Annotated in this window: 27 protein-coding genes and 1 other RNA gene; 6 read left to right on the top strand and 22 right to left on the bottom strand. The window is 46.0% G+C overall.

What is annotated here, in order from left to right; all coding sequences use genetic code 11:
• Position 1: 1 nt before the first annotated feature.
• The 4 genes from ACLVWR_RS07385 to ACLVWR_RS07370 form a co-directional block, all read right to left on the bottom strand.
• The gene (locus ACLVWR_RS07385; RefSeq protein WP_413583177.1) at positions 2–1,525 is read right to left on the bottom strand and encodes a SpoVR family protein; all 1,524 of its coding nucleotides are present in this window, start codon (positions 1,523–1,525) and stop codon (positions 2–4) included.
• Positions 1,526–1,591: 66 nt separating this feature from the next.
• Positions 1,592–2,689, bottom strand: coding sequence for a DUF444 family protein (locus tag ACLVWR_RS07380; RefSeq protein WP_340598368.1), 1,098 nt, complete (start codon positions 2,687–2,689; stop codon positions 1,592–1,594).
• 2 nt (positions 2,690–2,691) lie between these two features.
• On the bottom strand, positions 2,692–4,767 hold the full coding sequence (locus ACLVWR_RS07375; protein WP_340598367.1) for a serine protein kinase: 2,076 nt from the start codon (positions 4,765–4,767) through the stop codon (positions 2,692–2,694).
• 76 nt (positions 4,768–4,843) lie between these two features.
• Positions 4,844–5,491, bottom strand: a complete 648-nt coding sequence (locus tag ACLVWR_RS07370) for a hypothetical protein (protein WP_413583176.1) — start codon at positions 5,489–5,491, stop codon at positions 4,844–4,846.
• A gap of 17 nt (positions 5,492–5,508) precedes the next feature.
• Here ACLVWR_RS07370 and ACLVWR_RS07365 point away from each other — a divergent pair, with 17 nt between their 5' ends.
• Positions 5,509–6,129, top strand: a complete 621-nt coding sequence (locus ACLVWR_RS07365) for a hypothetical protein (protein WP_413583175.1) — start codon at positions 5,509–5,511, stop codon at positions 6,127–6,129.
• Positions 6,130–6,180: 51 nt separating this feature from the next.
• Here the strand turns inward: ACLVWR_RS07365 and ACLVWR_RS07360 are convergent, their stop codons facing one another.
• Entirely contained in the window at positions 6,181–8,058 is a 1,878-nt protein-coding gene (locus ACLVWR_RS07360; RefSeq protein ID WP_413583174.1) for a tetratricopeptide repeat protein, read from the bottom strand.
• Positions 8,059–8,151: 93 nt separating this feature from the next.
• Positions 8,152–8,649, bottom strand: a complete 498-nt coding sequence (locus ACLVWR_RS07355) for a hypothetical protein (RefSeq protein ID WP_413583173.1) — start codon at positions 8,647–8,649, stop codon at positions 8,152–8,154.
• 290 nt (positions 8,650–8,939) lie between these two features.
• On the opposite strand from ACLVWR_RS07355, the gene ACLVWR_RS07350 reads away from it, so the two are divergent.
• On the top strand, positions 8,940–9,485 hold the full coding sequence (locus ACLVWR_RS07350; RefSeq protein ID WP_088617236.1) for a polyhydroxyalkanoate synthesis regulator DNA-binding domain-containing protein: 546 nt from the start codon (positions 8,940–8,942) through the stop codon (positions 9,483–9,485).
• A 65-nt stretch (positions 9,486–9,550) separates the two neighbouring features.
• Here ACLVWR_RS07350 and ACLVWR_RS07345 read toward each other — a convergent pair whose 3' ends face one another.
• Both ACLVWR_RS07345 and lpoB read right to left on the bottom strand, forming a co-directional pair.
• Entirely contained in the window at positions 9,551–10,795 is a 1,245-nt protein-coding gene (locus ACLVWR_RS07345; RefSeq protein WP_413583172.1) for a COG3014 family protein, read from the bottom strand.
• On the bottom strand, positions 10,795–11,394 hold the full coding sequence (gene lpoB / locus ACLVWR_RS07340) for a penicillin-binding protein activator LpoB (protein ID WP_340598360.1): 600 nt from the start codon (positions 11,392–11,394) through the stop codon (positions 10,795–10,797). Before lpoB ends, ACLVWR_RS07345 begins: the two co-directional genes overlap by 1 nt.
• A 134-nt stretch (positions 11,395–11,528) precedes the next feature.
• On the opposite strand from lpoB, the gene ACLVWR_RS07335 reads away from it, so the two are divergent.
• Positions 11,529–11,954 carry a JAB domain-containing protein gene (locus tag ACLVWR_RS07335; protein ID WP_413583171.1) on the top strand — a complete coding sequence of 142 codons (426 nt, stop codon included), beginning with the start codon at positions 11,529–11,531 and terminating at the stop codon, positions 11,952–11,954.
• 9 nt (positions 11,955–11,963) lie between these two features.
• Here the strand turns inward: ACLVWR_RS07335 and ACLVWR_RS07330 are convergent, their stop codons facing one another.
• From ACLVWR_RS07330 to ACLVWR_RS07300, 7 genes are all read right to left on the bottom strand, one after another.
• Positions 11,964–12,554, bottom strand: a complete 591-nt coding sequence (locus tag ACLVWR_RS07330; RefSeq protein ID WP_413583170.1) for a hypothetical protein — start codon at positions 12,552–12,554, stop codon at positions 11,964–11,966.
• A gap of 47 nt (positions 12,555–12,601) precedes the next feature.
• Positions 12,602–14,551 carry an ATP-binding protein gene (locus tag ACLVWR_RS07325; protein ID WP_340598357.1) on the bottom strand — a complete coding sequence of 650 codons (1,950 nt, stop codon included), beginning with the start codon at positions 14,549–14,551 and terminating at the stop codon, positions 12,602–12,604.
• A gap of 29 nt (positions 14,552–14,580) precedes the next feature.
• Positions 14,581–15,555: a zf-HC2 domain-containing protein gene (locus ACLVWR_RS07320; RefSeq protein ID WP_413583169.1), complete on the bottom strand. Its 975-nt coding sequence runs from the start codon at positions 15,553–15,555 to the stop codon at positions 14,581–14,583.
• The gene (locus tag ACLVWR_RS07315) at positions 15,536–16,006 is read right to left on the bottom strand and encodes a hypothetical protein (protein ID WP_340598354.1); all 471 of its coding nucleotides are present in this window, start codon (positions 16,004–16,006) and stop codon (positions 15,536–15,538) included. The genes ACLVWR_RS07320 and ACLVWR_RS07315 overlap by 20 nt, the downstream gene beginning before the upstream one ends.
• A gap of 33 nt (positions 16,007–16,039) precedes the next feature.
• Positions 16,040–17,083 carry a rod shape-determining protein gene (locus ACLVWR_RS07310; RefSeq protein ID WP_340598353.1) on the bottom strand — a complete coding sequence of 348 codons (1,044 nt, stop codon included), beginning with the start codon at positions 17,081–17,083 and terminating at the stop codon, positions 16,040–16,042.
• Positions 17,084–17,252: 169 nt separating this feature from the next.
• Entirely contained in the window at positions 17,253–18,887 is a 1,635-nt protein-coding gene (locus ACLVWR_RS07305) for a glycerol-3-phosphate dehydrogenase/oxidase (protein ID WP_413583168.1), read from the bottom strand.
• Positions 18,888–18,895: 8 nt separating this feature from the next.
• Positions 18,896–19,348, bottom strand: a complete 453-nt coding sequence (locus ACLVWR_RS07300; RefSeq protein WP_413583167.1) for a hypothetical protein — start codon at positions 19,346–19,348, stop codon at positions 18,896–18,898.
• A 50-nt stretch (positions 19,349–19,398) separates the two neighbouring features.
• Between ACLVWR_RS07300 and ACLVWR_RS07295 the strand changes: the two genes are divergently transcribed.
• A complete protein-coding gene (locus ACLVWR_RS07295; RefSeq protein ID WP_413583166.1) occupies positions 19,399–20,142 on the top strand; it encodes an HAD family hydrolase in 744 nt (247 codons plus the stop codon).
• A gap of 93 nt (positions 20,143–20,235) precedes the next feature.
• On the opposite strand, the gene ACLVWR_RS07290 is transcribed toward ACLVWR_RS07295, so the two are convergent.
• From ACLVWR_RS07290 to ACLVWR_RS07280, 3 genes are read right to left on the bottom strand one after another with little or no spacing between them, the layout of a single operon-like run.
• Positions 20,236–21,555, bottom strand: coding sequence for an aminopeptidase P family protein (locus ACLVWR_RS07290; RefSeq protein WP_413583165.1), 1,320 nt, complete (start codon positions 21,553–21,555; stop codon positions 20,236–20,238).
• A gap of 18 nt (positions 21,556–21,573) precedes the next feature.
• Positions 21,574–22,578: a patatin-like phospholipase family protein gene (locus ACLVWR_RS07285; protein WP_413583164.1), complete on the bottom strand. Its 1,005-nt coding sequence runs from the start codon at positions 22,576–22,578 to the stop codon at positions 21,574–21,576.
• The gene (locus ACLVWR_RS07280; RefSeq protein ID WP_413583163.1) at positions 22,547–23,323 is read right to left on the bottom strand and encodes a TlyA family RNA methyltransferase; all 777 of its coding nucleotides are present in this window, start codon (positions 23,321–23,323) and stop codon (positions 22,547–22,549) included. Before ACLVWR_RS07280 ends, ACLVWR_RS07285 begins: the two co-directional genes overlap by 32 nt.
• Before the next feature lie 160 nt (positions 23,324–23,483).
• Between ACLVWR_RS07280 and ACLVWR_RS07275 the strand changes: the two genes are divergently transcribed.
• Positions 23,484–23,771 carry an XRE family transcriptional regulator gene (locus ACLVWR_RS07275; RefSeq protein WP_413583162.1) on the top strand — a complete coding sequence of 96 codons (288 nt, stop codon included), beginning with the start codon at positions 23,484–23,486 and terminating at the stop codon, positions 23,769–23,771.
• Between the two features lie 6 nt (positions 23,772–23,777).
• Here ACLVWR_RS07275 and ACLVWR_RS07270 read toward each other — a convergent pair whose 3' ends face one another.
• Genes ACLVWR_RS07270 through ACLVWR_RS07255 form a run of 4 tightly spaced genes read right to left on the bottom strand, consistent with a single transcriptional unit; the run spans position 23,778 to position 26,542 of the window.
• Entirely contained in the window at positions 23,778–24,647 is an 870-nt protein-coding gene (locus ACLVWR_RS07270; protein ID WP_413583161.1) for a polyprenyl synthetase family protein, read from the bottom strand.
• A 5-nt stretch (positions 24,648–24,652) separates the two neighbouring features.
• The gene (locus ACLVWR_RS07265; RefSeq protein WP_142698585.1) at positions 24,653–24,874 is read right to left on the bottom strand and encodes an exodeoxyribonuclease VII small subunit; all 222 of its coding nucleotides are present in this window, start codon (positions 24,872–24,874) and stop codon (positions 24,653–24,655) included.
• A complete protein-coding gene (gene xseA / locus ACLVWR_RS07260) occupies positions 24,874–26,283 on the bottom strand; it encodes an exodeoxyribonuclease VII large subunit (protein ID WP_413583160.1) in 1,410 nt (469 codons plus the stop codon). Before xseA ends, ACLVWR_RS07265 begins: the two co-directional genes overlap by 1 nt.
• 40 nt (positions 26,284–26,323) lie before the next feature.
• Positions 26,324–26,542: a hypothetical protein gene (locus ACLVWR_RS07255; protein ID WP_340598343.1), complete on the bottom strand. Its 219-nt coding sequence runs from the start codon at positions 26,540–26,542 to the stop codon at positions 26,324–26,326.
• A gap of 89 nt (positions 26,543–26,631) precedes the next feature.
• On the opposite strand from ACLVWR_RS07255, the gene ssrS reads away from it, so the two are divergent.
• Positions 26,632–26,795: non-coding RNA, 6S RNA (ssrS, locus tag ACLVWR_RS07250), on the top strand.
• Positions 26,796–26,897: the final 102 nt, after the last annotated feature.

The following is a 26,897-nucleotide window of genomic DNA, read 5'->3' as shown; positions in this document are numbered from 1 at the left end:
ACTAACCAGAGCTCTCCTCAGTTGCGGGATTCGGGGATGGCCCCTCTCCGCTTAATTTGTGCTGAGTATACTCTTTTCCGTCGAATCTGAAAAGCTGTGGTGTTTCATCCATAATCGTCGCGATGTTCACCGGACGATTCCAAAGCTTGTAAACATTCTTCAACGTTTCACTCATGAAGTCAGGTTGCATGTCGATACCCTCGTGAAGGTGATTCAACAACAACTCTCCTCTGTTTTCAAAGTTTGCATCCTCGATACGAATGATCGGCTGCCCGAAGTTAGTCATATGGAACAGCAACTGAGACTTGATCGCCTTAAAGTTACTGGTATCGACTTCAAACTTCTGTGTTTTCTTATTGAACTTATAAACGAACAATTTATTTCTGACACAAAAATCCTCGGTCAGAAATTGATCGATGAAAGTCACGTCATTGCATACTTTACGAACTTCAAAAATCTTGTCGCGCCCAAGTCCCAATTTTTTATCCCAGTGTTTGCGCTCTTTCACGTCATCACACTCTTCGAATTCGCGACCGAATTGACCTTTATTCCAGCGCTCCTCAATATCACGGAACAGTTCGATGCCCACTTTGTAGGGATTGTAACCGTTCGGAGCCATAGCCATCGTTCCCGCATGATGATCTGCAAAGTCGATAATCTCGGAATCATTTAAGATCTTGGTCGTCATCAACTTTGAGTGCCAATACGAAGCCCAGCCTTCATTCATTGTTTTGGTCATACCTTGAGGAGCGAAATAGTACGCTTCGTCCCGGATAATGGTCAAAACATCCACCTGCCAATCAGCCAGGGGTGCGTGATGAATAAAGAAATTGAGGACGTCCTTTTCCGGCTCCTGCGGAAAGCGCTGAGCTTTCTCCTCGGCCTCGTTCTGCGCTCTGATTTTTTGCTCCTGTACGAAGGACGGCGGATTGATATAGTCGCGCATGTAGTCGCGCTCCACCTTCAACAGATAATTTTTTTCCTGCGGTGGAGGTTGCGACTTAGTCACAGACTTTTCCACATAGGGAGAATAACGATCGATCAGGTTTTCCAGACTTAGGCAAACATCAATAAAGTTTTCGACTGTATCCTGACCATAACGATCCATATAGCGACGAATTCTTGTCGCGTGATTCGCCATTTGGTCCATCATTTTACGATTTGTTTTTGAAAACCAGATATTGTTCTTAAAGAAGTCACAGTGACCGTACACATGAGCCATCACCAGCTTCTGATCCATCATCGCATTGCCTTCCATCAGGTATGCGTAGCAAGGATCCGTGTTAATCACCATTTCATAGATTTTTGAAAGACCGTATTCGTAGCTCTTGGAAAGATGCTCGTACTCCATACCGAATTTCCAGTGAGGATATCTGACTGGAAACCCGCCATAGGCAGCAAACTGAGAAATCTGATCATAAGTGATCAACTCGAAAATAGTTTCGAAGCAATCCAGCCCCGCATCCTTGGCGATCTGGCAAATGCGCTTTCGTTCTGCTTCTAATTCCGGGGTTAAGTTTGCCATGATTCCTCATCTCCAAAGGGTGGTTGCCCTTCCTAATAGGACTATTGAAGTGGACGTCGCGGTTAATCAGCGACCTTTGCCAAGGAAGTCTTTGATAGAATCCAGAATCTTGTCTCTGCTTTCGATTTGGCTGAGAGTGATTCGTTCGTCCTCGCCGAATTCCTTTTGTAAGTCTTTTAAAAACTGACCACTGCCGTATTTACTTTCGACTTGGCCATAACCAAAGACGTTACAGTTAGGCAGGAAGAACTCCTGCAGCATCTTCACACAAAGACGCGTGTCCTCGCCGCTCCAGTTATCTCCGTCACTGAAGTGGAAGGGATAAATATTCCATTCATTCGTTGGATAATCCGCTTGGATGATCTCCTGACAAAGCTTGTAGGCAGAGCTGATCAAAGTACCGCCCGATTCGCTTGTTCTATAGAAAGTATCCTCGTCGACCTCTTTCGCGGCAGCATCATGGATAATGAAACGAGTCTCAAGACCCTTATAATGTTTCTTAAGCCACGTGTTGATCCAGAAGCTTTCCAGTCGAACGATTTCCTTTTGCTCCTCACCCATCGAGCCCGATACGTCCATCATATAAATGATGACCGCCTGAGTTTGTGGCTGATTCACTTTTTTAAAGGACTTGTACTTCATATCCCGACGGATCGGCAGCACCAGCGGCTCTTCCGCGTTGTAGGTTCCTGAACCGATCTGACGTTTCAATGCGCTTTTATATGAAGATTTAAAATGACGAAGTCCCTCAGGTCCCACCGGCGCGATACCCGTAAATTTCGTCTTTAAAGAATCGATATTCTTATGACCTTTAGGTTCAATGCGTGGCAATTGTAACTTCTCGCCGAGGATTTCAGCGAGCTCTTCCATCGAAAGCTCAACTTCCACCATGTGTTCGCCAGGAGCCTCGCCCGCTTGACCTTGCCCGCCTTCGCCTGGATCACCAACATCCTGGCCCGGTTGGCCTTCACCTTGGCCGACACCACCAGACTGCTTGGGACCGTAACGGAAATTGGGAATATCAATGCGTGGAAGTGGGATTTTGACGTACTCATCCTCCCTCTTCCCAATCATTTCACCTTGCGATACGTACTTGCGAAGGTCTTCTTTGACCTTCCCCTTTACGATATCTCTAAATCGGTTTTGATCTTCCCGTATTGCCATTGTTATCTACTTTTCACATCGCCTCGGGCGAAGATACTTGCAACGTAATGCAGAACATCCGTCGCAGAGATCTCATCGTAACCGAAGTCTTTAATAAGACGCGTTTTAACGATATCAATCTTTTCTTGCGTATCTTTATCAACCGCATTGCTGACAAGGGTTGTAAGCTTGATTGAATCTTTTTGGTCCTCAAAAAGCTTCAACTCAATTGCCTTGTGCAGGCGTTCGTTCATCTTGAAGTTGAATTTCTTGCCTTCAAGAGCCAAAGCACCGATGTAATTCATGATCTCACGACGGAAATCATCTTTACGGGATTCTGGGATTTCGATCTTATCTTCGATCGACCTCATCAAACGCTCATCCGGCTCTTCGTCATTCCCAGTGAACTGGTTACGAACGCGTTCCTTTTGAGTGTAGGCTTTTACGTTATCAATATAGTTCGAGCACAATCTTGCCATCGCACTTTCGTCAGCACTGATCGCACGCTGTACTTCCGCCTTGATGATCTCTTCGTATTCCTGCATCACGACACCCAAAAGCTCTTTGTATTCCGCTTTTAGCTCTTCGTTTGAAAGAAGCGAGTGACTCTTAAGACCTGATTCCAATTCCTTAAAGACCATGAACGGATTCACGGAACCTTTATTGGATTGCTGCGCATTTACCAGTGCATTGGAAAGTTTATCCTGGATATAACGAGCGGAAATACCCTCAAGACCTTCACGCTGAGTTTCTTTACGAAGCTCACGCACGTTGTCTTCAGTGTAATTCGGAAGCGTTTTACCATTATATAGTTTCAATTTTTGCAATCGAGTCAGATTTGCTTTCTTCGGTTTCTCCAGGCGAGTCAGGATTGCCCACATCGCCGCCATCTCTACAGTGTGAGGGGCAATGGAAATACCGCGCACTTTCTGGGAGTTGAAATCACGTTTATAGATGTTGATCTCATCCTTCCAGCGAGTGATATACGGAATGTCGATCTTAACCGTACGGTCACGAAGGGCTTCCATGAATTCATTGTCTTGCAAACGACGGTACTCGGGCTCATTGGTGTGACCAATGATCACTTCGTCGATATGAGTTTGCGCAAACTTCTTAGGCTTAACTCTGTGTTCCTGTGATGCTCCCAACAGGTCATACAGGAAGGCCACATCAAGTTTCAAAACCTCGACGAACTCAATCATACCGCGATTAGCAACGTTGAACTCCCCGTCAAAGTTAAATGCACGAGGATCCGAATCAGATCCGTATTCAGCAATCTTACGGTAATTGATATCACCAGTAAGCTCTGTGGAGTCCTGATTCTTTTCGTCTTTAGGTTGGAATGTACCGATACCAATGCGATCAGCTTCGGAAACGAATAGACGTCTTACACGCACGTGTTTTAGCACGCTCATCAGATCGCCATCGTAATGCTCCATCAAATGTTTAAAGATAAAGCGCGATGGAGGCGAAAGCTCACCATCCACATGCACACGGAAGGAGCCTTCCTGTCCCTTGTTGATTTGCTCATAAAGGGAATTGCGCATTTCTTCCGGAATCAAAAGCAACGGCTCTTCATTCATTGGCGAAGGGAAAACTTTTACGTCTTTACCCAACAAACCTTTGAGTTCATTTTTTTCGTCAATCCATTCGAAAGTATAAAGCGCACCCTGCGGCTGGTGAGAATATCTCTCCAAACCTTTTTTCAGCATGCGGCAGATCGTGGACTTTGCGCTTCCCACCGGTCCGTGAAGCAGGATCACACGTTTCTCAGTACCGTAACCCAATGAGGCGGATTTCAGCACATTCACCAGTTTCATCAACTGCACATCAAGTCCGAAGACCGCGTCTTTGCCGTTGTTGAATTGGTCACTGAAAAACTTATAGCGCACGACTTCTTTTTTGAAATCAAGGTACGTTTCCGTACCTTCTTCAATAATCATGTCGAACATGCGTTGATAAGCATTTCTGGTTATTTTTGGATTAGCTTTGACGAGATCCAAGTACTCAGAGAAAGTACCGCTCCAATGTTCTTTAGCATTGACGCTGGAGTTCTGCCAGTTGCTGATCAGCGAGTGAAGGTCAATCTTAGAGGACATAATACTCTCCCCGGTGACTTGTGACACACCTACCTTCCTTAGATTATGCCTCAATACTAGACGGTTAACGAGTTTTTTAATTTATTTGTATTGCCTTGAAACCATCAGGTTGTTTCAGAGTGAATGTTTCTGGTTTGAACTGGACCTCGGTCTGGGGAGCTTTAAACAGCCACTGCATTTCAAATTGCGGAGCCGTAATTACAACTTTCTTCTGTCCTTCTGTTCTATCTTTCCAGTCAACTCGAATAGAGCGCTGTTGATTCTCACAACTCTTAATCAATTTGGAGATATCTTGTTCACAAGTCCAACCTGGGCCGCGCACAGGTTCATCAAATGCGATATTGGCCAAATTCATTGGGTGCAAACTCAACCCGATTATACGCTCTATGGACTTTTCAGAATTCTTTCCGTAATAGAATTCTTTTCTGGGATAGATGGCATAAGCAATTTCTTTGGGAGACATAACCAATGATGCCACCTGGAATCCCATTATCGCCGTGACATCCAGACGAACCCTTTGGTTCTTGATCGCAAGCATATCAATAGACACGGACTGACTCTTGTTGGCCTTCATGTCACGAATCATTGCTTTGGTTTGCCACTCGGCCTTCACCAACGGTCCTTCAACAGCTGGTTTCGTTGCACAGGCATTTAATAGTAGTGCCGCAATTAGAATTGAAAGACCCTGCATCAATGATATTAATTGTCGCCAAAGAATTTTCATTCCCTTAGCATAGGGAAATGCAATCAGTTAAACAAGCTTTGATCATGTTCCGCACAAATTGGAAGGACAGCCTAATATTAGGAGTCCTTGCTACACTATTTACCTTTTTCTCTCAGATTGTTCCCGTCATCGGCGCACTTTTAATATCCGTGGGACTTTTGATTTTTCAAGAGCTGGCAAATCTGCGTTTGCAAAAAGGCCGCTGGGAGCGTGATTTTACTCATTTGCAAAAAGAATGGGTTTCGTGGCTGGTAACAGCTGTGATTCTGATGCCTACCGGAATTCTAATGGGCTCTGCATTTGGCATCATTCACAGTCCGCAACCTGTCGCGCAAGCATTGCCTGCGGGCTTTGGCTTGATGTCTTTGGGCGTGTTCTTCTATTTCATCCTGACTCACGGATTGAATCTGCAACTTGAAACTCATCAGGGAATTGCCAAGTCGCTGGATCGTTCCGCCTTGAGTTCAGTTAGAAATCTGGGGCCTTATGTTGCTGCCACTCTGGTTATCGCAGCCGCTTTGGTCATCGCGACGTACTTGCGCGGCTACGGACTGATCCTGGCATTACCCTTGATGTTCTTTACTTGTTTTTACCTGTACATGCAGATGAAGAAAAAAAACGCCTTCGATAAAAAATAAAAAAGCCCACCGAGGCGGGCTTTAAGATTCTCCAAATTTCCGACCAAGGAATTATTTTGCCGAGCTATCCGCTGCCACAGGTGTTGTGTTAGTGGAAGCTGGCAATCTTGGAGAACCCATTTCTTGTCTTTCAATAGCTGTGATCTTAGCGCGAATTTCCTGAACCTTTTGCTTGTCGGTTTCCAGGTCCGCAGCTTTGCGATACATTTTCTTCGCTTTATCAACCATGGATTGTCTGTAGTATGCATCACCCAAGTGCTCAGCAATAATGCTGACTGTGCCTTGATATTTGTGTGCTGCTTCAAGGTACTTGATTGATTCAGTAACTTTATCCTGCTTGTACAGGATCCAACCCAAAGTATCCAGCACATAGCCATCTTTAGGTTCAAGTTCGATTGCACGACGAGCCAGTTTTTCCGCCTCATCCAAATTCTTGTTCATTTCCGCCCATGTGAAAGCCAGGTAGTTCATACCTTGTACATGGTTTGGATCCAACTCCAGAACCTTTTGCATTTCAGAGACAACAATGTCCTTGTTACCCAGGCGATCATTGATAGTTCCAAAGTAGAATCTTAATTGTGCGTTCTCTGGGAACTTCGCAAGACCTTGCTCCAATACTTTTGCTGCAGTCTTAACATCGTTTTTTTCATCCAGCAAAGAAGCATACATCGCATACACTTGTGGCTGATCCGCGCGTTCTTTCAAACCACTCGCCGCCAACTCAATCGCCTCGTTCAAACGACCCAACCCCTTAAGAAGGTAAGCCGCATGCACCACAGATTCGCCGTAGTACTGGCTTGTTGTTGGAATTTTCTTAAACTCACGAACCGCTTTTTCCGCCTGACGGGTTTCTTCATAAACTGCTGCAAGATAGAAACGGATTTTGTCTGACTCCGGAGCGTCCTTAAGAATCTCCTCAAGCTTGCTCACCGCCACGTCGTAGCGTTTTTGCTCGATCAAGATCAGCGCCATTTTCATTTTGATGTTCAATGGCTCGTCAGAGTTTTGCTCCAACACTTCCAGTTGATCATAAGCCAGATCGTAGCGACCCTGCTCGATGTATGTTTGCGCCAAAACGTCCGCTATTTTCGGACTTGGAGTGTTTTCCTTTTGGTAAGTGCGGTACAAAGTCAGGGCTTTTTCATCCTGTTTTTGTTTTGAATACAACATACCCAAAGTCAGCACACAGTCTGCAAAGTCAGATTTTAGTTTCAACGCTGTCTTGAAGGATTGCTCTGCTGCTTTTTGATATTTCTCTTCCGGCTGCTCCATGCGCACGCGGCCGATGTAGTAGTGAGCCAGGTATGGCGTCACGTACTCTGGATTCTTCAACAAAGATTCAAAGTACTTCACGGCCTTGTCGGATTGCTTTTGCTCAGAATACAAAGCACCAATGTACAGAGGAGCTTCCGTGTTCGTCGGCGAAAGCTTCATAACCTGCTGATACTGATCCATCGCTTTCGGATACAGCTTCATGGAAGAATACAATCCTCCCAGCAACAAGTGTGCATCGATATTTTTTGGATCTTTCTTTGTGGCCTCTTCTGCCTGAGCCAAAGACTCAGAGATCATGCCCAGCTTCAAAAACTCTGCAGCCAAACGCATGTTCACAGTTGGAGAGTTCTGATCGTAAACCAAGGTCATCTTGAATGACTCAATTGCTTTGTTGGCATTGCCTTCCAAAGCATACGCCTCACCCATTGCAAAATAATAGTCTGCTTGAGTGCGCATGTAGAGTGGATCAAGAGTCGCTTGTCCATCTTTTGTGCTAATCGGAGGAGGAGTTAATGATGCCGGTGCTCTGTTGCGATCGTTAAAGGAAGCCTCATAATAAGGTGCTTTATCAGAATCTTGTGACGTGAAAGTCGCGCACGCAGTCAGAGAAAGTAGAAGCGTTGCGATTGTTCCGGTCCTAGTAATCAGAAGCATGGGATCTCCTTGGTCACTAGGCTGTTCGGTGCGATGTGGAAAAATCTTGATGTACGGGGTCAATAACACGACCCATGGACAGGGAGGGAAAGTCTAGTTCTGAGTCATGCTCAAGACCACTCCGACATCATCACCGCCGAAGCTGGGTTGGCCGGTGACTTTCGTGTTTTCGTCTTCGAGAGCTTTGCTTTCCACTTTGGAGTTCGGACCTGATGACCAAACTACGATACGGATATTCGAACTTCGCTCTGCATTTGGCAGCACGCGGTAGTGATATGGCTGACCCCAAGGGTCAGTTCCCATCGTTCCGGTCTCACGAAGGCTGTCTAAAGGTTCAGCTGCAGGGGCCACTGAAGCCGGCAAACGGCCTCCAGAAGACACTTTCGGCAGCGCAGAAACCTTTGTCGCCTCGCGATAAATTTGTACAACTTGGTAACCCACGACCTCTGCTTTCTGCAGAGCGGCTTTGGTCTCGGCGTCTTGTGCGGACTGGTTCCAGGGGGAGGCAATGATGGTAGCCGAGAAGCCCACCAGCCCCAGTAAAGTCAAAACTCCTGATGACTTAAACTCTTGTTTTTTCTCATGTTTCATTAAATTACCACCCGCAACGTGATCGACCTTTATTACGTTTCGGAGGCTTTAAAAGAAAACTTTAGACAAAGGTCTTAGAAAGATGTGCAAAAAACAAACAAGGGTTTAAACTTGTGCCCTTTCTCATTTAGGTCCTTTTTAACGCCTAGAGTCTTTTCTTTTGATCTGAGGACCGCTTGACAAGGCATGGCACCGGGGATAGGTTGCGCCCATCGACAGGGGGACGTGCTGAATACTTTAGCACATATCTCATTGGATATTTTGGGTAAATTTCAAATTGGGAGGCACTTTTGATCAACCAAAACGAAACAATGACATCTAAGCCAAACTCTAAAGTTAAGATCATCAAGCGTTATCAGAATCGTAAACTTTATGACACACAACAAAGCTGCTACGTGACTTTGGACGACATCGCTAAAATGATTCGTACAAACGAAGAAGTAATGGTTATCGATAATAAATCTAAAAACGATATCACTGCTGCAACTTTGACTCAGATCATCTTTGAAGCTGAAAAGAAAGCATCTCAATACGCTCCTCTTTTCACACTTCGTGAAATCATCCAAAATGGCAACGGCAGCATTTCTGGCTACCTAGCTAAACTTGGTGCATTCCCTCAAGACTACATGACTAAGCAACAAGTAAACACAGTTGTTGAAAATGCGTCTGCGGAAATGAAACAAAACTTGGAAAACCGCGTTGCTACTGCTGCAACTCGCTACAACACAGACACTACTGCTAAAGTAGCTGCTGAAAAAGCGACTGTTCTTCCAGGTCTTCAACAAGACGAAGAAACTCCGAATCTTCCGGGTTCATCTCTTGGTTTGAATAACTAATTCTGTTTCGACAGAATAGTTTAAAGGGGCTCAGCTTAGGCTGGGCCTTTTTTTTTGCCAGTGTCCTATTTTACTGAACGCCAGACGATGAAGTTTTTCTGACCTGGCTTGATCACGACTTTTTTATTGTACAGGGCTTCGCCCATCGGATTGCCCGCTACGTCCAAACCTTCAAGATTGAATTTGTACTCGCCGGCTTTTAATGGAACCCGGATAATTTGAATTGTCTGAGGAAGAGTTGACCACTGACGAAGATCAGCACGGTCTGCCAGATTCATGGCCAGAAAAGTCAGATCTCCCAAAAGTTGATTCTGCTGACGAACTTGGTCCGCAAGAACCGCCTTGGTTGCAATTCCGGCCAGCCTTTTCGCAATCAAAATTCCGTGATCATCATTCAAAGTTTTAATCGCGGCAGCTTGCACATCATAAATGACATGGCTTTGATAAGATCCTTCGCCATCAATGGTCAGGCGAGATGACTTGGCTATACTTGGCGTGGGGTACAACGCCGGAAGACGATACTCATTCTGAGCGGCATATTTTCGCGGCCCCCAGCCCTGTTGGTAAATAATTACCAGCTCCCCCATGGACTTATTATACCAGTCGGGATTTTCGCTCACTTCGGGAAACTTTTTTTTCCAATCTTTGTAAGCATCCGGACGACGCGCCAGTTTTGCGGAACGAATCAGATCAGCACCAATATCCGGAATGGTCGGATCCAATTTGTAGGTTTCCTGGTACGCGATATAGGCGTCATCATAGGATCGATCCGCTTCCCAAATAAGCGCTGACAGATATTTGCTGAATGGGTTCAGCTCAAATTTCTGTTTTTCTTCCTGGCGGTACTTTTGATATTTTTCATTGATTCGACGAGCCTCCACCAAGGCGTCATCCAACTTGCCGATTTCCAAAAAGTTCATCGCCAGATACGCGTTGATGAAGATCTTTTCAAAAGTATCGCCTTTATACTGAACCATTTCCTGGCTTAGCGCCAAAGACCCTGCCACCCGTGAAACTGATTGATAATCCACTTGTTCTGACAAGCGATCGGCACGCAGCAATGTTGTATTACTTTCAGGAATATTACCGGCAACCTGCAAGGCAACGCCATAATCCAGCAAGTAAACCAACTGATCTCCATCAGCGGTGTTTGCCAGCGGCTCAAGTTCTTTTAGTGCTTTGTCGGAATCCCCGGAAACCAGATATGTACGGGCTTTGTCCACCTTACCCTGATAAGTGGCGCATCCGGAAAGCAGCAGAATAAAAAAAAGACCCACAGATCCTGTGAGTCTTTTGATGGAAATAGTCATTACAACCCGATTGATTTTTTCTTAAATACTTTACGGATTTGTTTTTGATCAGACCAAGTGATCATGCTTGTTTTCAGGTTCGTCAAATTCAAAGTCAGTTTGTAGTACACAGACTTGTCTTTGCCGACTTCCTGAACGATGGAATCCAAACGTCCATTGATGATGAAGTCCGCGCCAACCTGGCCGCCTGGACCTTTTTTGGATTCAGCACTTGTCATACCAGAGTTTTGATAATTGTATTCGTCAGCGATATCGCCACGCGCTTCTTTATCGATGAAACCCACTCTGCCAGTTTTCATCAACTCAACACGGATCATGTCCATGATGCTTTGAGTGTCGATGTGTTCGCTGGTTTTATTCTGCAAACCCGTCACCATAACAACTGGTGTTCTTTTAGCTTGAGAAATTGCAGGTGACTGCATTGCGCTTGCAACCAAATCCTGAACAGCTTTTTGCATGTCGGTTTCAGACCATTGATCGTTCAACAGATTTTCTCTGCTAACATCATCATAATCACCTTTGGTGAAAGCTTTTGGACCGCAGCTGGCAAGTGCCAACATTGAAACAGCCATTGCAGTAACTAGGAAACTCTTGATCATAAAGATACCCCTTATATTCCTCGACAAGTCTATGCCGAGCCATCGCCACACGCAAGTCCTGCCCGTATGCCCCACGAACGCTGTCCATTATTCGTTCGTCGCTGTACGGCAATGAGCGAATGAGATCAGTATGAATGATGCACAAATCTCGACGCATGACCGAAATTACATGTAGTTCAGATGCATTTGAAATACTGAAGACACATATCAACCCCTATGCAGAAGAATTGTGGATCGTTGCGTTGAGTCCTCAATTGCGGGTTATTTCCAAAGAGATGATTTTCCGCGGCACCGCGGACTATTGCCCTGTCCACCCTCGAGATGTGTTTCGTTTTCTGATTCAGAAAAATGCCAGTTCTTTCATGATGGCACATAATCATCCAAGCTCCAGTCTTGAACCATCACTTCAGGACTTTGCCATCACCCGAAAAATGCATGCCTGCGGCAAACTGTTTCAGATTCCTTTACTCGACCATTTGATTCTTAGCGAAAAGAATTACTACAGCATGGCTGATCATGGATTTTTTAAGAATTTGAAAAAGAGCTCGCGTTGGGATTAACGCTAGAAACTACTGAACAGCGCCACCGTCAGCATTGAAGATATCGACGGTGCCCGGTTTACGATTGAGCGGTGTCACTTTGCGGACACGATATTGATCATCCAGGATAACATTGTAACCGCCCTTGGCTGCGTTCTCCACAAACTGACGGGCGTATTCTTTTTTATATGCTTCCGTATAAGCAGCATCCTGCTCGGCATTGAATAGTTCCCTTTGAATCACATCATGAGGATTCATTGGAACACCTTCACCACGCTCCCCGCGTCCTAACAAATTTGCAGTTTCAGCAGATTTGGAATCATTGGAAAGATCCAATCCAGAATCATCCGGATTATATGTGGCTTGGGGTTTGGTTCTGTTAAAATCAGACGCGGCAGAGTTTTCAATCTCCATACGGCGACGCTGAAATTCGATTTGCTCGTTGGTCAGCATCAGATGGCGATTTACTGATTTTTCCATGGCAGGATTTTTCACAGCGGCCGAAGTCGCCTTTTTATCTGACTCAGTTCCCAACGACAACAATACCAGCAGACCCGCACCCAAAAACAGGAGCAGTGCTAAAAGTTTGTTGTTATCATTTTGAGATTTTTCCTGTGCCATCAATTAACGTATCGGCTGGGACGTCTTGTTTTTAAAGGTTTTCGCTCTTAGATTTGCTTTGTTTCAGGAATGCCTTTTTCCTGAACTGGCGGATAGACCGGCAGGATCACGATAAACTCGGTACCCACACCCACCTCAGATCTAACTTGTACTTCTCCACCGTGATTTTGCACGATTCCATAGGAAATACTCAGCCCCAAACCAGTTCCCTGCCCCACACCTTTGGTCGTAAAGAATGGATCAAATATTTTATCGATGGTCTCGGGACTCATTCCTTTACCACTGTCTTGAATTGAGATTTGCACCCAACCCGCTTTGCTTCTGCTGTCTTTGCCTGACTTATAGTCCTTCAATGGCATCGTGGAAATCCACACATGCCCAGCGCCATCAATGGCCTGAACCGCATTGGACAAAATGTTCATGAATACCTGGTTAATCTGGCTGGCATAACAATGAATATGCGGCGTCGGCTCATACTGACGATGAATCTCCACACGTCCTTTGATTTCACCCTGCAACAGATTCAATGTTGTATCCAGGCTTTGATGCAAATCGATCTCTTGCAGTTTCGCCTCTTCCAAGCGGGAGAAGTTTCTTAAGCCAAGAACAATATCGCGTGTGCGACGAGCGCCATCCTGACATGAGGAAATTAGTTTCGGCATATCCTTTACGATATAATCAAACTCGTATTCCTCTTTCAAACCCGGAAGCTTGGATGGATCCTTTTCTGCGGAATCGACCAACTTGATCAGTTTGTCGCCGTAGTCTTTTAGATAAGTCATGTTGGAGTAAATAAATCCAATTGGATTATTCAACTCATGCGCCACGCCGGCAACCAACTGCCCCAGGCTGACCATTTTTGCAGAGTGAACCAGCTTGGTTTGTGTATCTTTCAATTCACGATTCGCAGACTCAAGTTCCGTGATTTTTTTTCTAAGATCCGAACGAGCCGTCCAGATTTTCTTACTCATTTCATTGAAACTTTCAGTCAGCAATCCAATTTCGGTATCGTTTTTAACCGGGATGGTGACAGCCTGCTCTTGCGATTCGAATGACTGTAGCGCCGCCACCAGGTCATACAATGGTTTCAAAACCCAATTTGATGTTACCAGTATCGTCATAATCAATAACAACACCACGGCCCCAACGACTGTCATAAATGCGATATTTACGTTTCTAAGAACTGCCGCGGACTCACTCTTTGAAGCACCTAAAGCCAGATAGAATTTGGAAATGCCCCAATCCACCGGGTAAACCAGAAATCCATAGGGATTGCCTCTGACATTCAAATCAAAGAACGCGTCTTTGACCGGGCGGAAATAGTTTTTAAAGAAACCTTTTTTATATAGATAGAAATCAGGATGGCTGGCTGCGACCAGATCCCCGCTGTCTTTAATCAGAATCAATTCCAGCTTCAGACGATTTTTGATTCGAGTCAAAAAGGCCTGATTCAAATCAATCACTTGCTCCATGTAACCGATCAGACGACCGCTGTTATTTTTCACCTGTGAAATCACGATAAGATTCAGCTTGCGACCATCACTGTATTCAGCAACACCGATGTCTGCTTTGGTCTTAACCTCTTCCATGTATTTGGCCGAAAGGAAAACCGCTTCTTTGCCAGGCATGAAATTACGAATAACGCCTTTGTCGTCCTTAAAGACCGATGCAAGCATGCGTCCTTCGCGATTGAAAAACGTCAAACTTGAAGTGTCGTCCGCACGAATCCAGGTGCTCGCCACGTTGCGAACCGTGTTTCCATCACCCATCGCAAGGTGATAAGTCAAACTTGGATCGCGCATGTAGCGTTCGCGACGCTGTTGCAATGTGGTTCTGAATTCATTGATGATGTTCTCGACTTCGCGGGCATTGCCCGTCAGGCGTTGTGTCAGCTCATGATCGATGGCCTTCTCATATTTGACCATTGAATAGTACGTAACAAAGGCCAGTGGCACGACGGAGAATAAAAGAGACCATACGATTAGAATCGTACGCAATGATCTCTTTGGTTTCCGTCTTAAGGTTTTCACTTTTTGTCTTCGTCCACGGTGATAATCAGACGGATGATTCCGTCTGGCATTACGCGCGGATGTTTTTCCTTGATCAGATTAACTTTGCCGTAAGTACCAAGGAAGTTCGTCAAATCCTGGTATTTTGCCGCAGGTAATGTGAAGTGATAATAAGTGGATGTCGGTGATTTTTGCCAACCCAGCTCTACCGAACCGGCTTTTCGACCACCCAGCTCTTTGATCTTTTCAGTGATCTTAGGACCAACAACTGAAAGATTGGTCAGAGCAATTTCACCACGATACAAGTGTCCACCGGAAGCAACAGCAGATGAATCCTCTTCAGCTTCGTTTTTTGCGACTGCCGCCGCCGCTGTTGTCGCCGTTTTTGTTGGCGCCACAGATGGAACTGCCGCCACCGTAGCCGCAGGAGTGGCTTTCACTTCTGCCGTAGGCATTGGTTTCGGTACTTGAAGTGGTTTGTCTGTTTTTGGTTCTTCGTCCACGAATTGAGGCTTATCCTCATACTGAGCGACTTTTTCAGTTTTGCTAACTTCAGAAAGCACGACCTCTTTGCTGCCGCCACTCATTCCGATTTGCAGAACTTTTTGCCAAGGAGCCACAGTCAACAGAGTGACTATCACACCCACAACAACCAATGCTTCCAATCCCCATTTTAAACCCTGAGGCCAGCGATCGAAATTTGATTTTTGCATCAGTACAGTCAGGTAAGTGGACGGCGTATTTATTTGCTCGATAATCGGTTGCGAAACGATGGTGCTTGCCAGCTGTTTTGCATAAACTTCGCCGTTTTGGATTTTATTCAGATCCAACTGAGCATCACGCGAAAACTTCACATGATCTTCGACGGCTAATTTTCTTTCTTCATCCAAGACACCGGACAAATAGTCATAAAGCAGCTCGTGGCCGATAAAAGGAGACATCTCCCTTTTGCCTTTTTTAGAAAGAGTCAGTTTACCCTCTTGCTGTGACATGCTTTAGCTTACCCATCCCTTGAGTCATAGTGCCCAGCTTGCGTAAAGCCCGGCCCAAACGATAGCGAATCGTGCCTTGAGTGATCCCAAGACCTTCCGAAATATCATTGTCTTCAATTTTCAAAATTTTTGACCAGATCACCGTAAGTAGTTCGTCCTCGGAGGCTGTCTTCTGAAACTCACGCCAAGGCCCCAAATCAACACCTTCTGGAATTAGCCAGCCAGATTCAACGGTCGTATTTGGACGACCGCGCGTGACTCTTACTTTAAATTTGTCCCAAGTGATTTTGGTTGCCGCTACCAAAGCGACAGGATTGGAAAGTTCAGGATTTCTTTTCTTTTTATCCCGACAAAGGGCTAGTGCTTGAGTTGAAGCTTCGATCGCCCTTCTGTCATCTAGTAAAGCAAAGTAGAAAAACAAGGCGATCGATTGAATGTCGGCTTCGGTCATGTACTTCCTAATATAAGTAGAATGACCCTTATGTTAGTCGACTGTCAGCTGTCTGAGAAGGTCCAATTGGTCTAGAACTTTGCCTGAACCCATAACTACGCAGCTCAATGGATCTTCTGCGATAGAAACCGGCAATCCAGTACGCTCTCTTAGAAGAACGTCCAGGTTCGCAAGCAATGCACCACCACCTGTGAGAACAATTCCGTTATCTACGATATCAGAAGCAAGCTCTGGTGGAGTCTTTTCAAGAGCGGTACGAACAGCATCAACCACTTCAGACAATGGATCCATCAAGGCATCGTTAACTTGAGAGCTTGTGATCTCGATTGTTTTCGGAGCACCGGCAACCAGGTCACGACCTTTGATTTCCATCGTTTTTTCTTCTTCGAATGGATATGCGTTACCGATTTGGATTTTGATGTTTTCAGCAGTTCTATCACCGATCAACAAGTTGAACTGACGGCGAACGTAATTGATGATCGCTTCGTCAAATTTGTCGCCCGCTACTTTGATGGATTTACAGTAAACGATACCACCCAAAGAGATAACCGCGACGCCTGTTGTACCACCGCCCATATCGACAACCATGTTGCCTGATGGTTCAGTGATCGGAAGACCCGCACCGATAGCTGCTGCCATTGGTTCTTCGATCAAGTAAACTTCACGAGCACCTGCAGATTGTGCAGCTTCTTTTACCGCACGTTTTTCCACCTGAGTGATTCCGTAAGGAACGCAGATGATGATACGAGGACGGATGAAAGATTTTTTCTCGCCCAAAGATTTACCGATGAAATATTTAAGCATGGATTGAGTCACTTCAAAGTCAGCGATAACACCGTCTTTGATTGGGCGAATTGCCACGATAGAACCTGGAGTTCTGCCTAGCATGTGCTTAGCTTCTTTACCGACTGCCAGTACGCGATTTTGCATACCACGATAGTTCTTCTGAACTGCTACAACTGAAGGTTCATCAAGAATGATACCGCGACCCTTTACGTAAACGAGAGTGTTGGCTGTGCCCAAATCGATGGCGATATCATTGGAAAAATAGTCTTGTACTTTGTCAAAAAAACTCATGCTGAATCTCTCTCAAGGAAATTTCATTGTGTGATTTCGTCTACAAGTCTAGGGAGATTGAAAAGCAGAGTCAATACTGATATTTAGGCCCTTCGGCGAGTGTTTTTTGACGCGCTACTCCGATGAGGCCGGAATGAAGACCAGTCCGGCAAGTTCAAGTCACACCAAATTAGAAATGTTTTTTCCATTCGAGTTCGTGCCCCATGTACTCTGAAAGCGCGTGCTTCTCGTCGTGAAGTCGTTTTTCTGACCAGCTCAGTTTCTCTTGGAAAACCTGCGCAATTTCATCGAGATGTTTCAATCCATGATTGCGATCCGCTAGGAATAACGGCACTCGTCGAGAGAAGAAATCCTTCAAATTCAGGCACATCGTATTGTCGATAGCCTGCGCCGCTTCAAGCTGCCAGTAACTGTATTTATAGTCGTATTTTCCCAGGATCACTTCGGCTTCACGCCCATACCGCAGCGCCAAAGCTTCAACGTCTTCAGCCGGACGACCGTACTCTTGCGCCCATGCACTCGCAAGCACGCGAGCCTCATGGTAAGCACTTTCAGAGGTATATTCATTCAAGGCAACGGCAGTGTCTTTCTTGGCAAACTTGGCACGATCTTCCACAGTGAAACTTTTCAGAGCGTGGGAAACCGTTTGTTGGCACATCAGACGATACGTCGTGTATTTGCCGCCAGCGACAAAGGTCACGCCCCGCGGATCATCGATGATCGTGTGCTCACGACTGGTTTTACCTTCTGAAGAAGATCCATCATTCACCAACGGGCGCACCCCTGCATAGCTCGCAACCACGTCGTGAGCTGTCAAATTGGCACCCGGGAAATAGTGAGAGGTGATCTCCAAAAGATACTTCACGTCTTCAGGAGTGACCGAAACATTTTCCGGTGATTCTTTGAAGTCCGTATCTGTTGTTCCAATAATAATCATCTCATGGCGAGGAATACCAAAAACAATGCGATCGCCTTTTTCCGCACCCATGACGACAGCTGATTCCAGCGGCAGACGATGCTTCGGCAATGTCAGATGAATGCCTTTGGTTGGGCGAAGAATTTTCTTCCAGTCCTTAAACAGACTCTCACCCAATTGATCCGTCCATGGTCCCACAGAACTGATCACATGGCGGCCGCGGATTTTAAATTTCTCTTTATTAAGCTGGTCTTCGCAATGAACCGCTGTGATTTTTCCGTCAGCTCCAAACTCCGCACCTGTCGCCGCCACATAATTCGCAGCGACCATACCCATTTCATTCGCGGATCTTAAAGTTTCATGAACCAGACGGTCATCATCCATGTATCCATCAGAATAAATGTACGAACCCAACAGATCTTTTTCACGAAGGGCCGACATGCGCTCCATCGATTCTTTGGAATCAAGGCGTTCATGCATTTCGGGCGATTGAAACAAGGCCAGGATGTCGTACAACCACATTCCAAGACCCATCTTGAACATGCCGACGCGGCTTTCTTTATACAGCGGCAACATGAAACGCAGTGGATGCACCAAGTGCGGCGCCATTTCGAATAATTTATTTCTTTCGTTCAGGGCTTCAAACACCAGTTTGAAATCCATGTTTTCAAGGTAGCGAATCCCGCCGTGAACCATTTTGCTGGAACGAGAAGATGTTCCTGAAGCAAAGTCCCGCGTTTCAACCAAGGCCACAGACATGCCCCGCGCACAGGCGTCACGGGCAACTCCGGCTCCGTTAATGCCACCACCAATGATGACAAGATCAAATTCCTGAGTTTTCATTTTGGACAAATTCTGTATGCGATTCACGAAGGAAAAATTCTTCATACCTTATCCTATTTCGTTGTTTTTACAGCTAGCGTGCCAGGCTCCCAAGTTGCGGGCTTAAATCCTTTTACTGAATTTGGAACACCATTATCCGATGGGAAGTAAACTCTTTGCAGATGTTTTTCGCGGCCCAGCTTATAGGCCAATTCACAAAGTTCGTCGCGGGCCTGCAAAGTCGTAAACTGCACATGCTCAACCCACAAAGTCTGCGTTTGCCCATCCAAAAACAGCAACGGTTGCGCAATCATATAACCCAACAAAGTTCCCGACTCCTGGTCTTCAGCCAGGAAACTCCAGCCCAAAGAGATGTAATGATTCAAAGCTTCCACGCGGTGCTTGGAGTTCCAAAGCGCGATCATTCTTTCCATCTCGTCAGGATATTGTTCCGTAAGTTTACGATTTTCGAGATCTAAAATTCTTTGTAAATCGTCAGCCTGAATAACGCGACAGTAAAGACTCATGAACCGTGCTCCCTTGTCATTTTGACGTATCTATTTCATACTAAGACCCGATGAAATACAAAGACTATTCCTCTGACATTTGGGCTGCGATTAACAACACACTCGACCAGGTTTTGAAAGAGCAGGAAAATCCTGTTGCTGCCTTCGATGCCGACGGAACTTTGTGGGATATCGATTTGGGCGAGACCTTTTTTCACCACCAGATCGACAACAAGCTGGTCGCTTTGCCTGCCGACCCTTGGAATCACTACGAAAACATGAAGGCCGAGGATCCGCGCAAAGCCTATTTGTGGCTGGCACAAATCTGTCAGGGTAAATCTTTGGCTGAGGTTCAGCAGTGGGCCAAGGATGCGGTTAAGGCTGCGGCTCCGATCCCTGTTTTTTCTGAACAGCGAAAACTGATTCAGTTACTTCAATCCAAAGGTGTGAAGATCTATGTGATCACGGCTTCTATAAAATGGGCCGTTGAGGGTGGCGCATCTTTGATGGGGCTTGAGTACGACAATATCATCGGTGTCGAAACAGAAGTGCAAAATGATCTAATCACTGACCAGCAAAAAGGTGTCATCACTTACCGCCAGGGTAAAGTCGAGGCATTACTTGCTAAAACTGGCGGCCAACTTCCGTTCCTAGCCAGCGGGAACACTATGGGTGATTTCAATCTACTCGAAAGCGCCACTCACCTGCGCTTAGCAGTCAGTGCCGCTTCCCGCGATGATAAAATCTTTAAAACAGAAGCCGAGCTTGCCCAGAATGCTGTGGACAAGGGCTGGCTAAATCATCGTTTCATCTAAAAATTTCTACTGAGACTTCAGAAATAAAAAAGCCCCGGTGACAATCATCGGGGCTTTTTTGTTGCGATGCATTTCAAAAAGGTACGGCGTACCTTAGGATTTCCCGACAACTTTTTCGATATCAGAGATTTCTTTAGGAACTGACGTCGTCATGTTTTCAACTCCGTTTGAAGTCACGCGAACATTGTCCTCGATACGGATGCCGATACCACGGTATTTTTGCGGAGCAGATGTATCATCAGCTGGGATGTAAAGACCTGGTTCGATCGTGAAGCACATATTAGCTTCGATCGGACGTGGTTCGCCTTTTTTGAAGTACAAACCAGCATCATGCACATCAAGACCCAACCAGTGACCGATACCGTGCGGATAGTACTTCTTTTGCGCAAGGGATTGGATCAAATCGTCTTTGCGGCCTGATAGTAAGCCCAGCTCAAGCATTGCATCTGTCAGCATGGAAGTGCCCATGTCGTGCAAGTCTTTGAATACGATTCCTGGTTTTACGAAATCCACGATCGCTTTTTGAACTTTCAAAACAGCTTCGTACACGCGGCCTTGTTCATCTGTGAATTTACCGTTAACTGGGTAAGTTCTTGTGATGTCACCCGTGTAGTAGTTGTACTCAGCCCCTGCATCGATCAACAAAAGATCGCCGTCTTTGCAGACTTGATCGTTGAAGTTGTAGTGAAGAGTTGTCGCTGCATTCCCGGAAGCCACGATGAAGCCGTAACCCTCGCGGGCAGAGTCTCTCATGTAGAAGTTATGAGCCAACACACCTTGAACCTGACGTTCAGTAACACCCGGACGAGTGAAGCGCATCGCTGCCAAGTGTGCTTGAGCAGAGATTTCACAAGCTTCGCGAAGTTGAGTCAGTTCGTACTCTGACTTCACCAAACGCATCTCGCCGATCAAAGTGTCGGCATCGTGTACGGAAAGCAAACCGTAGCCAGTACGACCACGCATTTGTTTTACTGTGTTCAGCACGTGTTCCATCTTTTCATCGACTTCTTTGTTTTTGAATTGGCGATAGTAGATGGAATCCACAGTGGACAACAATTGCGGAGCCATTTTTTCAAACTCATCAATTGGGTAGCATTTATCGATTTTAAATTCCTGTTCACAGCCCTCTGGACCGTAACGGAATCCATCCCAAGTTTCTCTTTCGCGGTCACGACGACGCACGAACATCACCGTCTCTGGTGTTTGACCAGGGCGAACGATCAAAATGGATTCTGGCTCTTCCCAGCCAGTCAGGTAGAACATGTTAGAATCCTGGCGGTACGGGAAATGTACATCGTGATTGCGGATTGTTTCCGGGTGAGAAGCCACTACCAAAGCAGAACCTGGGATTTGTTGAGCCAGGCTTTTTCTTCTTGCAGCAAAAATGTTCATGTCAAAAGTTGGTTTTCTCATTCCGGTCTCCTGAACTTTTTAAAGTCCCCATTTACGTGTCAAAGTTTTCAATTGAGTTTTCGCTGAATCAGCACCCTTATTCATGATTTCACGGCGCTTATCGAAATCCATAATACCATAGTCACCCGTATCAAGGGTAATGACTGTATCAACTCCTGCAAAAGGCTTATTATACAGTCCCGCGATCTCACTCCATAATACGTTGTCCGTTGCCGCTGCATCCAAAGTGAATGGTTTGTTGCCGCCCGGACCTTGCAGAACATTTACGAAGACCACAAAGTTCGCGCCTTTTTGGCGTAAGTAGCGGGCCAAACCAGACACTTCACGCACGGCTGCGACATTGCCCTGGAAAGGTTTAAAGAACGGCGGATAAGCCATGCACATGCTTAGGAGCTGTTCCATGCCTCCGCGATTCATCATCAAGGCCTGATTCTTTTTCAAGTTATAAGATGGGCACGCGAAAGGAATGCGGAAGTCCTCAGCTTTTTGGTTTTTGAATGCCGTATTATAAAACTCGCGCATCACAGAGATGTCGCCATTCTTGTTCACGTTACCAAGCAATGACTTTTTGATAATCTCGTCATCTTTCAGTTTGAACATTTGCCACTCAACGTCGTTGGCTTGTTCACGGTTTGCGAACAATGCCGCCATTGGTGATGCGAACTCAACTCCCCCAATTGCATAAACCGGAACCTTCGCGCGAGAAAGCTCGTGCAAGAATCCGATATGGGCATAGGCCTTGGCTCCCCCGCCCCCCAAAATGAAAGCAATCTTTGGCATAGCCGGGATCACCGGTGCAGGAGGTGGTGGTGGCGCTACAGGCTCTTCAACCTGAACATCTGGCTGGTAAGGAACAGAATCATCAATTGGTTGTGCCGTTGTTGGTTTTTGAGTTTTGCCATTTGTCGGCGCAGTTGGTTTTGGACCTTTGATATCCTCACGAGTCTTAATGGACTGACAACCTGCCAGAAAAACCAATGTCAGCAGGAAGCTAGCGCTTTTTCGCGAAAACAAAAAACTCATGATTGCCGTCCTTTCCCTCAATGGAAGAAGCAAAATATTCCTTCACTTCAAAGCCACTGTTCTTGCAGCTGGCTTTGATCTTTTCTTCGACTTTCAAATACAAAGAAGCGTCTTTGACAATACCACCCTTTGACAGCCCGTCAACGCCGACCTCGAACTGTGGCTTTACAAGACTTAGAATCTGACCCGACGGTTTTAAGAAGCGACCCAGTTCCGGCAGAATCATTTCAATCGAGATAAAGGAAACATCCATAACAATCAAATCAAAGCCTTCAGAAGGAGTTGCCGCGACAACATCCGCCTCTTTAGATAGTGCGCGGGCATTAATTCCCTCAATGACCTTAAGGTTTGGGTTCTTCAGCAGAGCAGGACTCACCTGCCCATGCCCCACATCCACACCCAAAACATAGCGCGCGCCGGATTGCAGAGCACAATCTGTGAATCCCCCTGTGGAAATACCAACATCCATTACATCAAACTTTTGAATGTTCAGATTTACATGCTTAAGGGCACCCTCAAGTTTTAGTCCGCCACGGGATACGAAGCGATTCGCAGGCCCCTGGTCTACTGATATCAAGTTTTCCATATCAGCCGTCACTAAAATGTTGGATTTCTTAAGGACTTGTCTTTGGCCGTTCTTTTCCAAGAACACCTGACCAGCTTCAATCAACTCTTGGGCATGGGTGCGCGATTGGGCCAAGCCCTTCTCAAACACATAAATGTCCAACCGTTTTTTATCAGCCATATCCGTCCTTCGAACTCAAAGTAGATTAATTAAGCTTAAGAGTCAAAAGACTTAAGCCCTTGTATTGCTTACCTATTTTCCAAGACATTGACAGGATCACAGAATGATAGTAAATATACAATCAATACAAGTTGTACAAATTGCTGCAAGGATTGATTTTATGAAAAATGAAAAGCTAAAACCTCTGACAATGGAAGAACTTGCGAAAGAATGGGGCATTGATTATCAGGTATTTAAAATCAAATCCGAACTCGTTAAGACAGTTAAGTCCCATTGCATAGAAAATAAAATCAGCCAGAGAAAGTTGGCGGCAATGATTCCAGGTCTCTCTCAAGACCGCGTTTCAAAAATATTCTCTGGCCAGGTCGGACACATGACCATCGACAAGCTCGTCTCTATACTGACTGTCTTAAACTACAGCGTTGCCATTAAAACAAAGGCAGCTTAGCTGCCCCTAGTGTTTTCGGGAAATATTAAAATTCACCAGGAATTCAAGCATCGCTGAATCTGGGCAAACTTTATGAAGTTCCGCCATGGTACTTTCACTGATGGTTTTCAAAAGATCTTTAGTGGCTTCAAGTCCGATGATACCAGTGAAACTGCGAACATCCTGATCCTTTTCGCCATGATCCAAAACATCGTCAGCAACCTGGAATGCAATTCCCAGGCCTTCACCGAATTTCTTAAGACATTCAATCTCATGAACTTTGGCGCCAGCAATCAAGGCAGCACCTTCAACCGCAACGCGAATCAACGCACCCGTTTTTAAAAGGTGCAGATGAGTCAGCTCGGCCTGTGTCAGCTGCTTTTCACCAGCGCGCAGGTCGATGGCCTGGCCACCGACCATGCCGCGAATGCCAGCGGCTTCGGAAACCAATTGCACCAAACGCCCCACCAGGAAGCCATTCTCGGAATAGTTCTTTGCAATAATTAAAAAGGCTTCAGTCAAAAGAGCATCACCCGCAAGCAATGCGAAGTCTTCGCCGTATACCTTGTGATTTGTGGGCTTACCCCGGCGCATGTCATCATTATCCATGCAGGGCAAATCGTCGTGAATCAAAGAATAGGTATGAATCATTTCGACAGCGGCCGCAAACGGCAGGACCTTTTCAGCCGATGAACCCAGCATCTCGGCAACCAGCACAGACAGCACCGGACGGAAACGCTTTCCGCCATTGGTTGCTGAATAGAGCATGGACTTACGAAGCTCTGCGATGGCAGCCCCTTGAGGCAACTCCATATCAGACAGATACTTTTCCACAAACTGATTCACAGTTTGCACCTTCAAAGACATTTCCTGCTCTAGTTGAATTGCCAAATCCAAAACGTCTACTCCTCTGGAGTGAAATCAGTTGTTACTGGCTTTCCGTCAGCACCCACAGACATCAAAAGTTTCACTTTTGATTCTGCTTCAGATAAACGTTGATGACATTCACGAGAAAGCTTTACGCCTTCTTCGAACAGCTTCAATGAATCTTCCAAAGCCAAGTCACCTTTTTCCATTTTTTGAACGATCTCTTCCAAACGTCCCAATTTCTTTTCGAAATCCATTATTCCTCCTTCACGCCACTGACCGTGGCTGTGAGTGAACCCTGAGCCAAGCGAATGTCAATACAGTCGCCCGCTTTCACCTGGCTTGCTGATTTAATAACTTTTGAATCTTTTGTTACAATTGAGTACCCGCGATCCACGACACGCAGTGGACTCATGCTATCCAGCATCGCCATCATGCGATCCATGCGGGATTTTTTGCGCTCCAAAGAAAACATCAAAGCTTTCTCGGTACGAGCCTGTAAGAAGCCCAATTCCTTTTTGCGACGATCAATAAGATTTTGCGGAGTTCCCAGCTTCTGGGTCATCAACTCCACACGGTGATCTTTCTTATTGATCAACGTTGATACTGCCAGCTCCAAACGAGTCAGCAAATCGTCATTACGAAGTGTCAAGTCTTCCAAGCGACGCTTTGGATCCACCAAGCGCTTGGACAAACCCAGCGACTTCTCGCGCAGGAACTTCATCTTTCTATCGAAAGACAATTTCAACATACGTTCAAGCGACGTCACCTTGTTCACAAGCTCTGAAGAACTCTTGGCAACCAGCTCTGCGGCAGCCGAAGGTGTTGGCGCACGCAGGTCCGCGACAAAGTCAGCGATGGTAAAATCAATTTCATGCCCGACAGCCGAGATCACCGGAACAGGACTTGCCGCAATCAAGCGCGCCAGTCCCTCGTCATTAAAGCACCACATGTCTTCGATCGAACCGCCACCACGACCCACAATCACCGCATCCACATCCGGCAACGCAACGGCTTTTTTGAAGGCCTCGCGAAGTTGCGGAGCTGCGGCCTCCCCCTGCACGATCGTTGGAACGATTGTGACCTGGATGGATTTTGCACGACGGGATAGAACATTTAAAATATCGCGAATCGCCGCTCCGGTTGGAGACGTCACAATGGCAATATGTCTTGGGAATGTTGGGATAGGTCTTTTCTTGGCAGAGTCGAACAAGCCCTCTGCACGAAGTTTCATTTTCAACTGCTCGAAAGCTTTTTGCAAAGCCCCGGCCCCCACCGGCTCCATCATATCAACCATCAGCTGATAGTTGCCACGTGGCTCGTACACAGTCACACGGCCGCGAACCATGACTTCCATGCCGTCTGTCGGCTTGAACTTCAGTCGCGCATTGTTTCCGCGAAACATGACGGCGGTGATCTGTGACTTGGAATCTTTAACGCTGAAATAGAAGTGTCCGGAGGTGTGAGCTTTGAAATTGGAAAGCTCACCACGCACCCAAACCATGCCCATCTGGCCTTCAATCAATTGCTTGATTTGGATATTGAGTTGCTCAACAGAAAGCACCGCCGGCTCGTTGGATTTTACCGGCTGCTCGGCAGCGGCGTCCAACGTGAGTTGCGCGTAATTTTCAGTCTTGCGAAGGGGTTGATTTTTAGGGTCAGACATGGGGATTGAAGCTATAGCCAGCCCCAGGAGGAGTCAATACTCAGAGCGACGAGTGCCAGACATTTTGTGCGGCCCAAAGACCACCAACAAAAAAGCAAATCCAGCCCAGGTTTTTATGCTTCACCATGTTCTGAAACGCTTGTCCCATGCGCTCTTCACCGAGCTTCACCAGGGCGCGGTTTTCCAGCACAAGCACCATGAGGAGTCCATAGAAAAAAACAACAAAAGGAAAAATAAAATCAAGCTTTTGAGGTGTCATAAGCAATATATCGGAGCCTTACGGAAAAATTAGAGTCCGGTTCGATTGACGAAACTGTACTTCCTGCTAGAATAGTTTTCAGAGGGTTCGAAGGCGTAAAGCTCATCGAAATTAAACCTTACAAGCATATTTTTGGGGACTGTCCCTGGCAATGGTGTGCAAGCTCAGCTCGTACTGAGAAGCCTAAAGTCGCTATCATGGTCACCCACCTTAGCTAAAACAGGTTTAGTTCAGAGTTGCCGACGGACCTTTTTTTATTTCTCCCATCGGTTCCGCCAGACTCACACAAGTACGGACACACTTTCTCCACTCTCCGACAAAAAATCTCATATTGGTACGCTGATTTCGAAAACCT

The sequence above is a fragment of the Bdellovibrio sp. HCB288 genome (assembly GCF_047305935.1).
Lineage (GTDB): Bacteria > Bdellovibrionota > Bdellovibrionia > Bdellovibrionales > Bdellovibrionaceae > Bdellovibrio.
Note: the sequence above shows the minus strand (reverse complement) of the source record. Positions and strands in the feature narration are given on the sequence as shown.

What these genes read in the sequence shown, in the direction of transcription:
- ACLVWR_RS07315 (WP_340598354.1), bottom strand. Translation starts at nt 16,006, where the DNA reads ATGACCGAAGCCGACATTCAATCGATCGCCTTGTTTTTCTACTTTGCT.
- ACLVWR_RS07345 (WP_413583172.1), bottom strand. Translation starts at nt 10,795, where the DNA reads ATGACTATTTCCATCAAAAGACTCACAGGATCTGTGGGTCTTTTTTTT.
- ACLVWR_RS07300 (WP_413583167.1), bottom strand. Translation starts at nt 19,348, where the DNA reads ATGAGTCTTTACTGTCGCGTTATTCAGGCTGACGATTTACAAAGAATT.
- ACLVWR_RS07290 (WP_413583165.1), bottom strand. Translation starts at nt 21,555, where the DNA reads ATGAGAAAACCAACTTTTGACATGAACATTTTTGCTGCAAGAAGAAAA.
- ACLVWR_RS07330 (WP_413583170.1), bottom strand. Translation starts at nt 12,554, where the DNA reads ATGGCACAGGAAAAATCTCAAAATGATAACAACAAACTTTTAGCACTG.
- ACLVWR_RS07265 (WP_142698585.1), bottom strand. Translation starts at nt 24,874, where the DNA reads ATGGATTTCGAAAAGAAATTGGGACGTTTGGAAGAGATCGTTCAAAAA.
- ACLVWR_RS07370 (WP_413583176.1), bottom strand. Translation starts at nt 5,491, where the DNA reads ATGAAAATTCTTTGGCGACAATTAATATCATTGATGCAGGGTCTTTCA.
- ACLVWR_RS07280 (WP_413583163.1), bottom strand. Translation starts at nt 23,323, where the DNA reads ATGGCTGATAAAAAACGGTTGGACATTTATGTGTTTGAGAAGGGCTTG.
- ACLVWR_RS07380 (WP_340598368.1), bottom strand. Translation starts at nt 2,689, where the DNA reads ATGGCAATACGGGAAGATCAAAACCGATTTAGAGATATCGTAAAGGGG.
- ACLVWR_RS07335 (WP_413583171.1), top strand. Translation starts at nt 11,529, where the DNA reads ATGATGCACAAATCTCGACGCATGACCGAAATTACATGTAGTTCAGAT.
- ACLVWR_RS07365 (WP_413583175.1), top strand. Translation starts at nt 5,509, where the DNA reads ATGCAATCAGTTAAACAAGCTTTGATCATGTTCCGCACAAATTGGAAG.
- ACLVWR_RS07320 (WP_413583169.1), bottom strand. Translation starts at nt 15,555, where the DNA reads ATGTCACAGCAAGAGGGTAAACTGACTCTTTCTAAAAAAGGCAAAAGG.
- ACLVWR_RS07285 (WP_413583164.1), bottom strand. Translation starts at nt 22,578, where the DNA reads ATGAGTTTTTTGTTTTCGCGAAAAAGCGCTAGCTTCCTGCTGACATTG.
- ACLVWR_RS07385 (WP_413583177.1), bottom strand. Translation starts at nt 1,525, where the DNA reads ATGGCAAACTTAACCCCGGAATTAGAAGCAGAACGAAAGCGCATTTGC.
- ACLVWR_RS07355 (WP_413583173.1), bottom strand. Translation starts at nt 8,649, where the DNA reads ATGAAACATGAGAAAAAACAAGAGTTTAAGTCATCAGGAGTTTTGACT.
- ACLVWR_RS07295 (WP_413583166.1), top strand. Translation starts at nt 19,399, where the DNA reads ATGAAATACAAAGACTATTCCTCTGACATTTGGGCTGCGATTAACAAC.
- xseA (WP_413583160.1), bottom strand. Translation starts at nt 26,283, where the DNA reads ATGTCTGACCCTAAAAATCAACCCCTTCGCAAGACTGAAAATTACGCG.
- ACLVWR_RS07360 (WP_413583174.1), bottom strand. Translation starts at nt 8,058, where the DNA reads ATGCTTCTGATTACTAGGACCGGAACAATCGCAACGCTTCTACTTTCT.
- lpoB (WP_340598360.1), bottom strand. Translation starts at nt 11,394, where the DNA reads ATGATCAAGAGTTTCCTAGTTACTGCAATGGCTGTTTCAATGTTGGCA.
- ACLVWR_RS07375 (WP_340598367.1), bottom strand. Translation starts at nt 4,767, where the DNA reads ATGTCCTCTAAGATTGACCTTCACTCGCTGATCAGCAACTGGCAGAAC.
- ACLVWR_RS07310 (WP_340598353.1), bottom strand. Translation starts at nt 17,083, where the DNA reads ATGAGTTTTTTTGACAAAGTACAAGACTATTTTTCCAATGATATCGCC.
- ACLVWR_RS07275 (WP_413583162.1), top strand. Translation starts at nt 23,484, where the DNA reads ATGAAAAATGAAAAGCTAAAACCTCTGACAATGGAAGAACTTGCGAAA.
- ACLVWR_RS07305 (WP_413583168.1), bottom strand. Translation starts at nt 18,887, where the DNA reads ATGAAGAATTTTTCCTTCGTGAATCGCATACAGAATTTGTCCAAAATG.
- ACLVWR_RS07255 (WP_340598343.1), bottom strand. Translation starts at nt 26,542, where the DNA reads ATGACACCTCAAAAGCTTGATTTTATTTTTCCTTTTGTTGTTTTTTTC.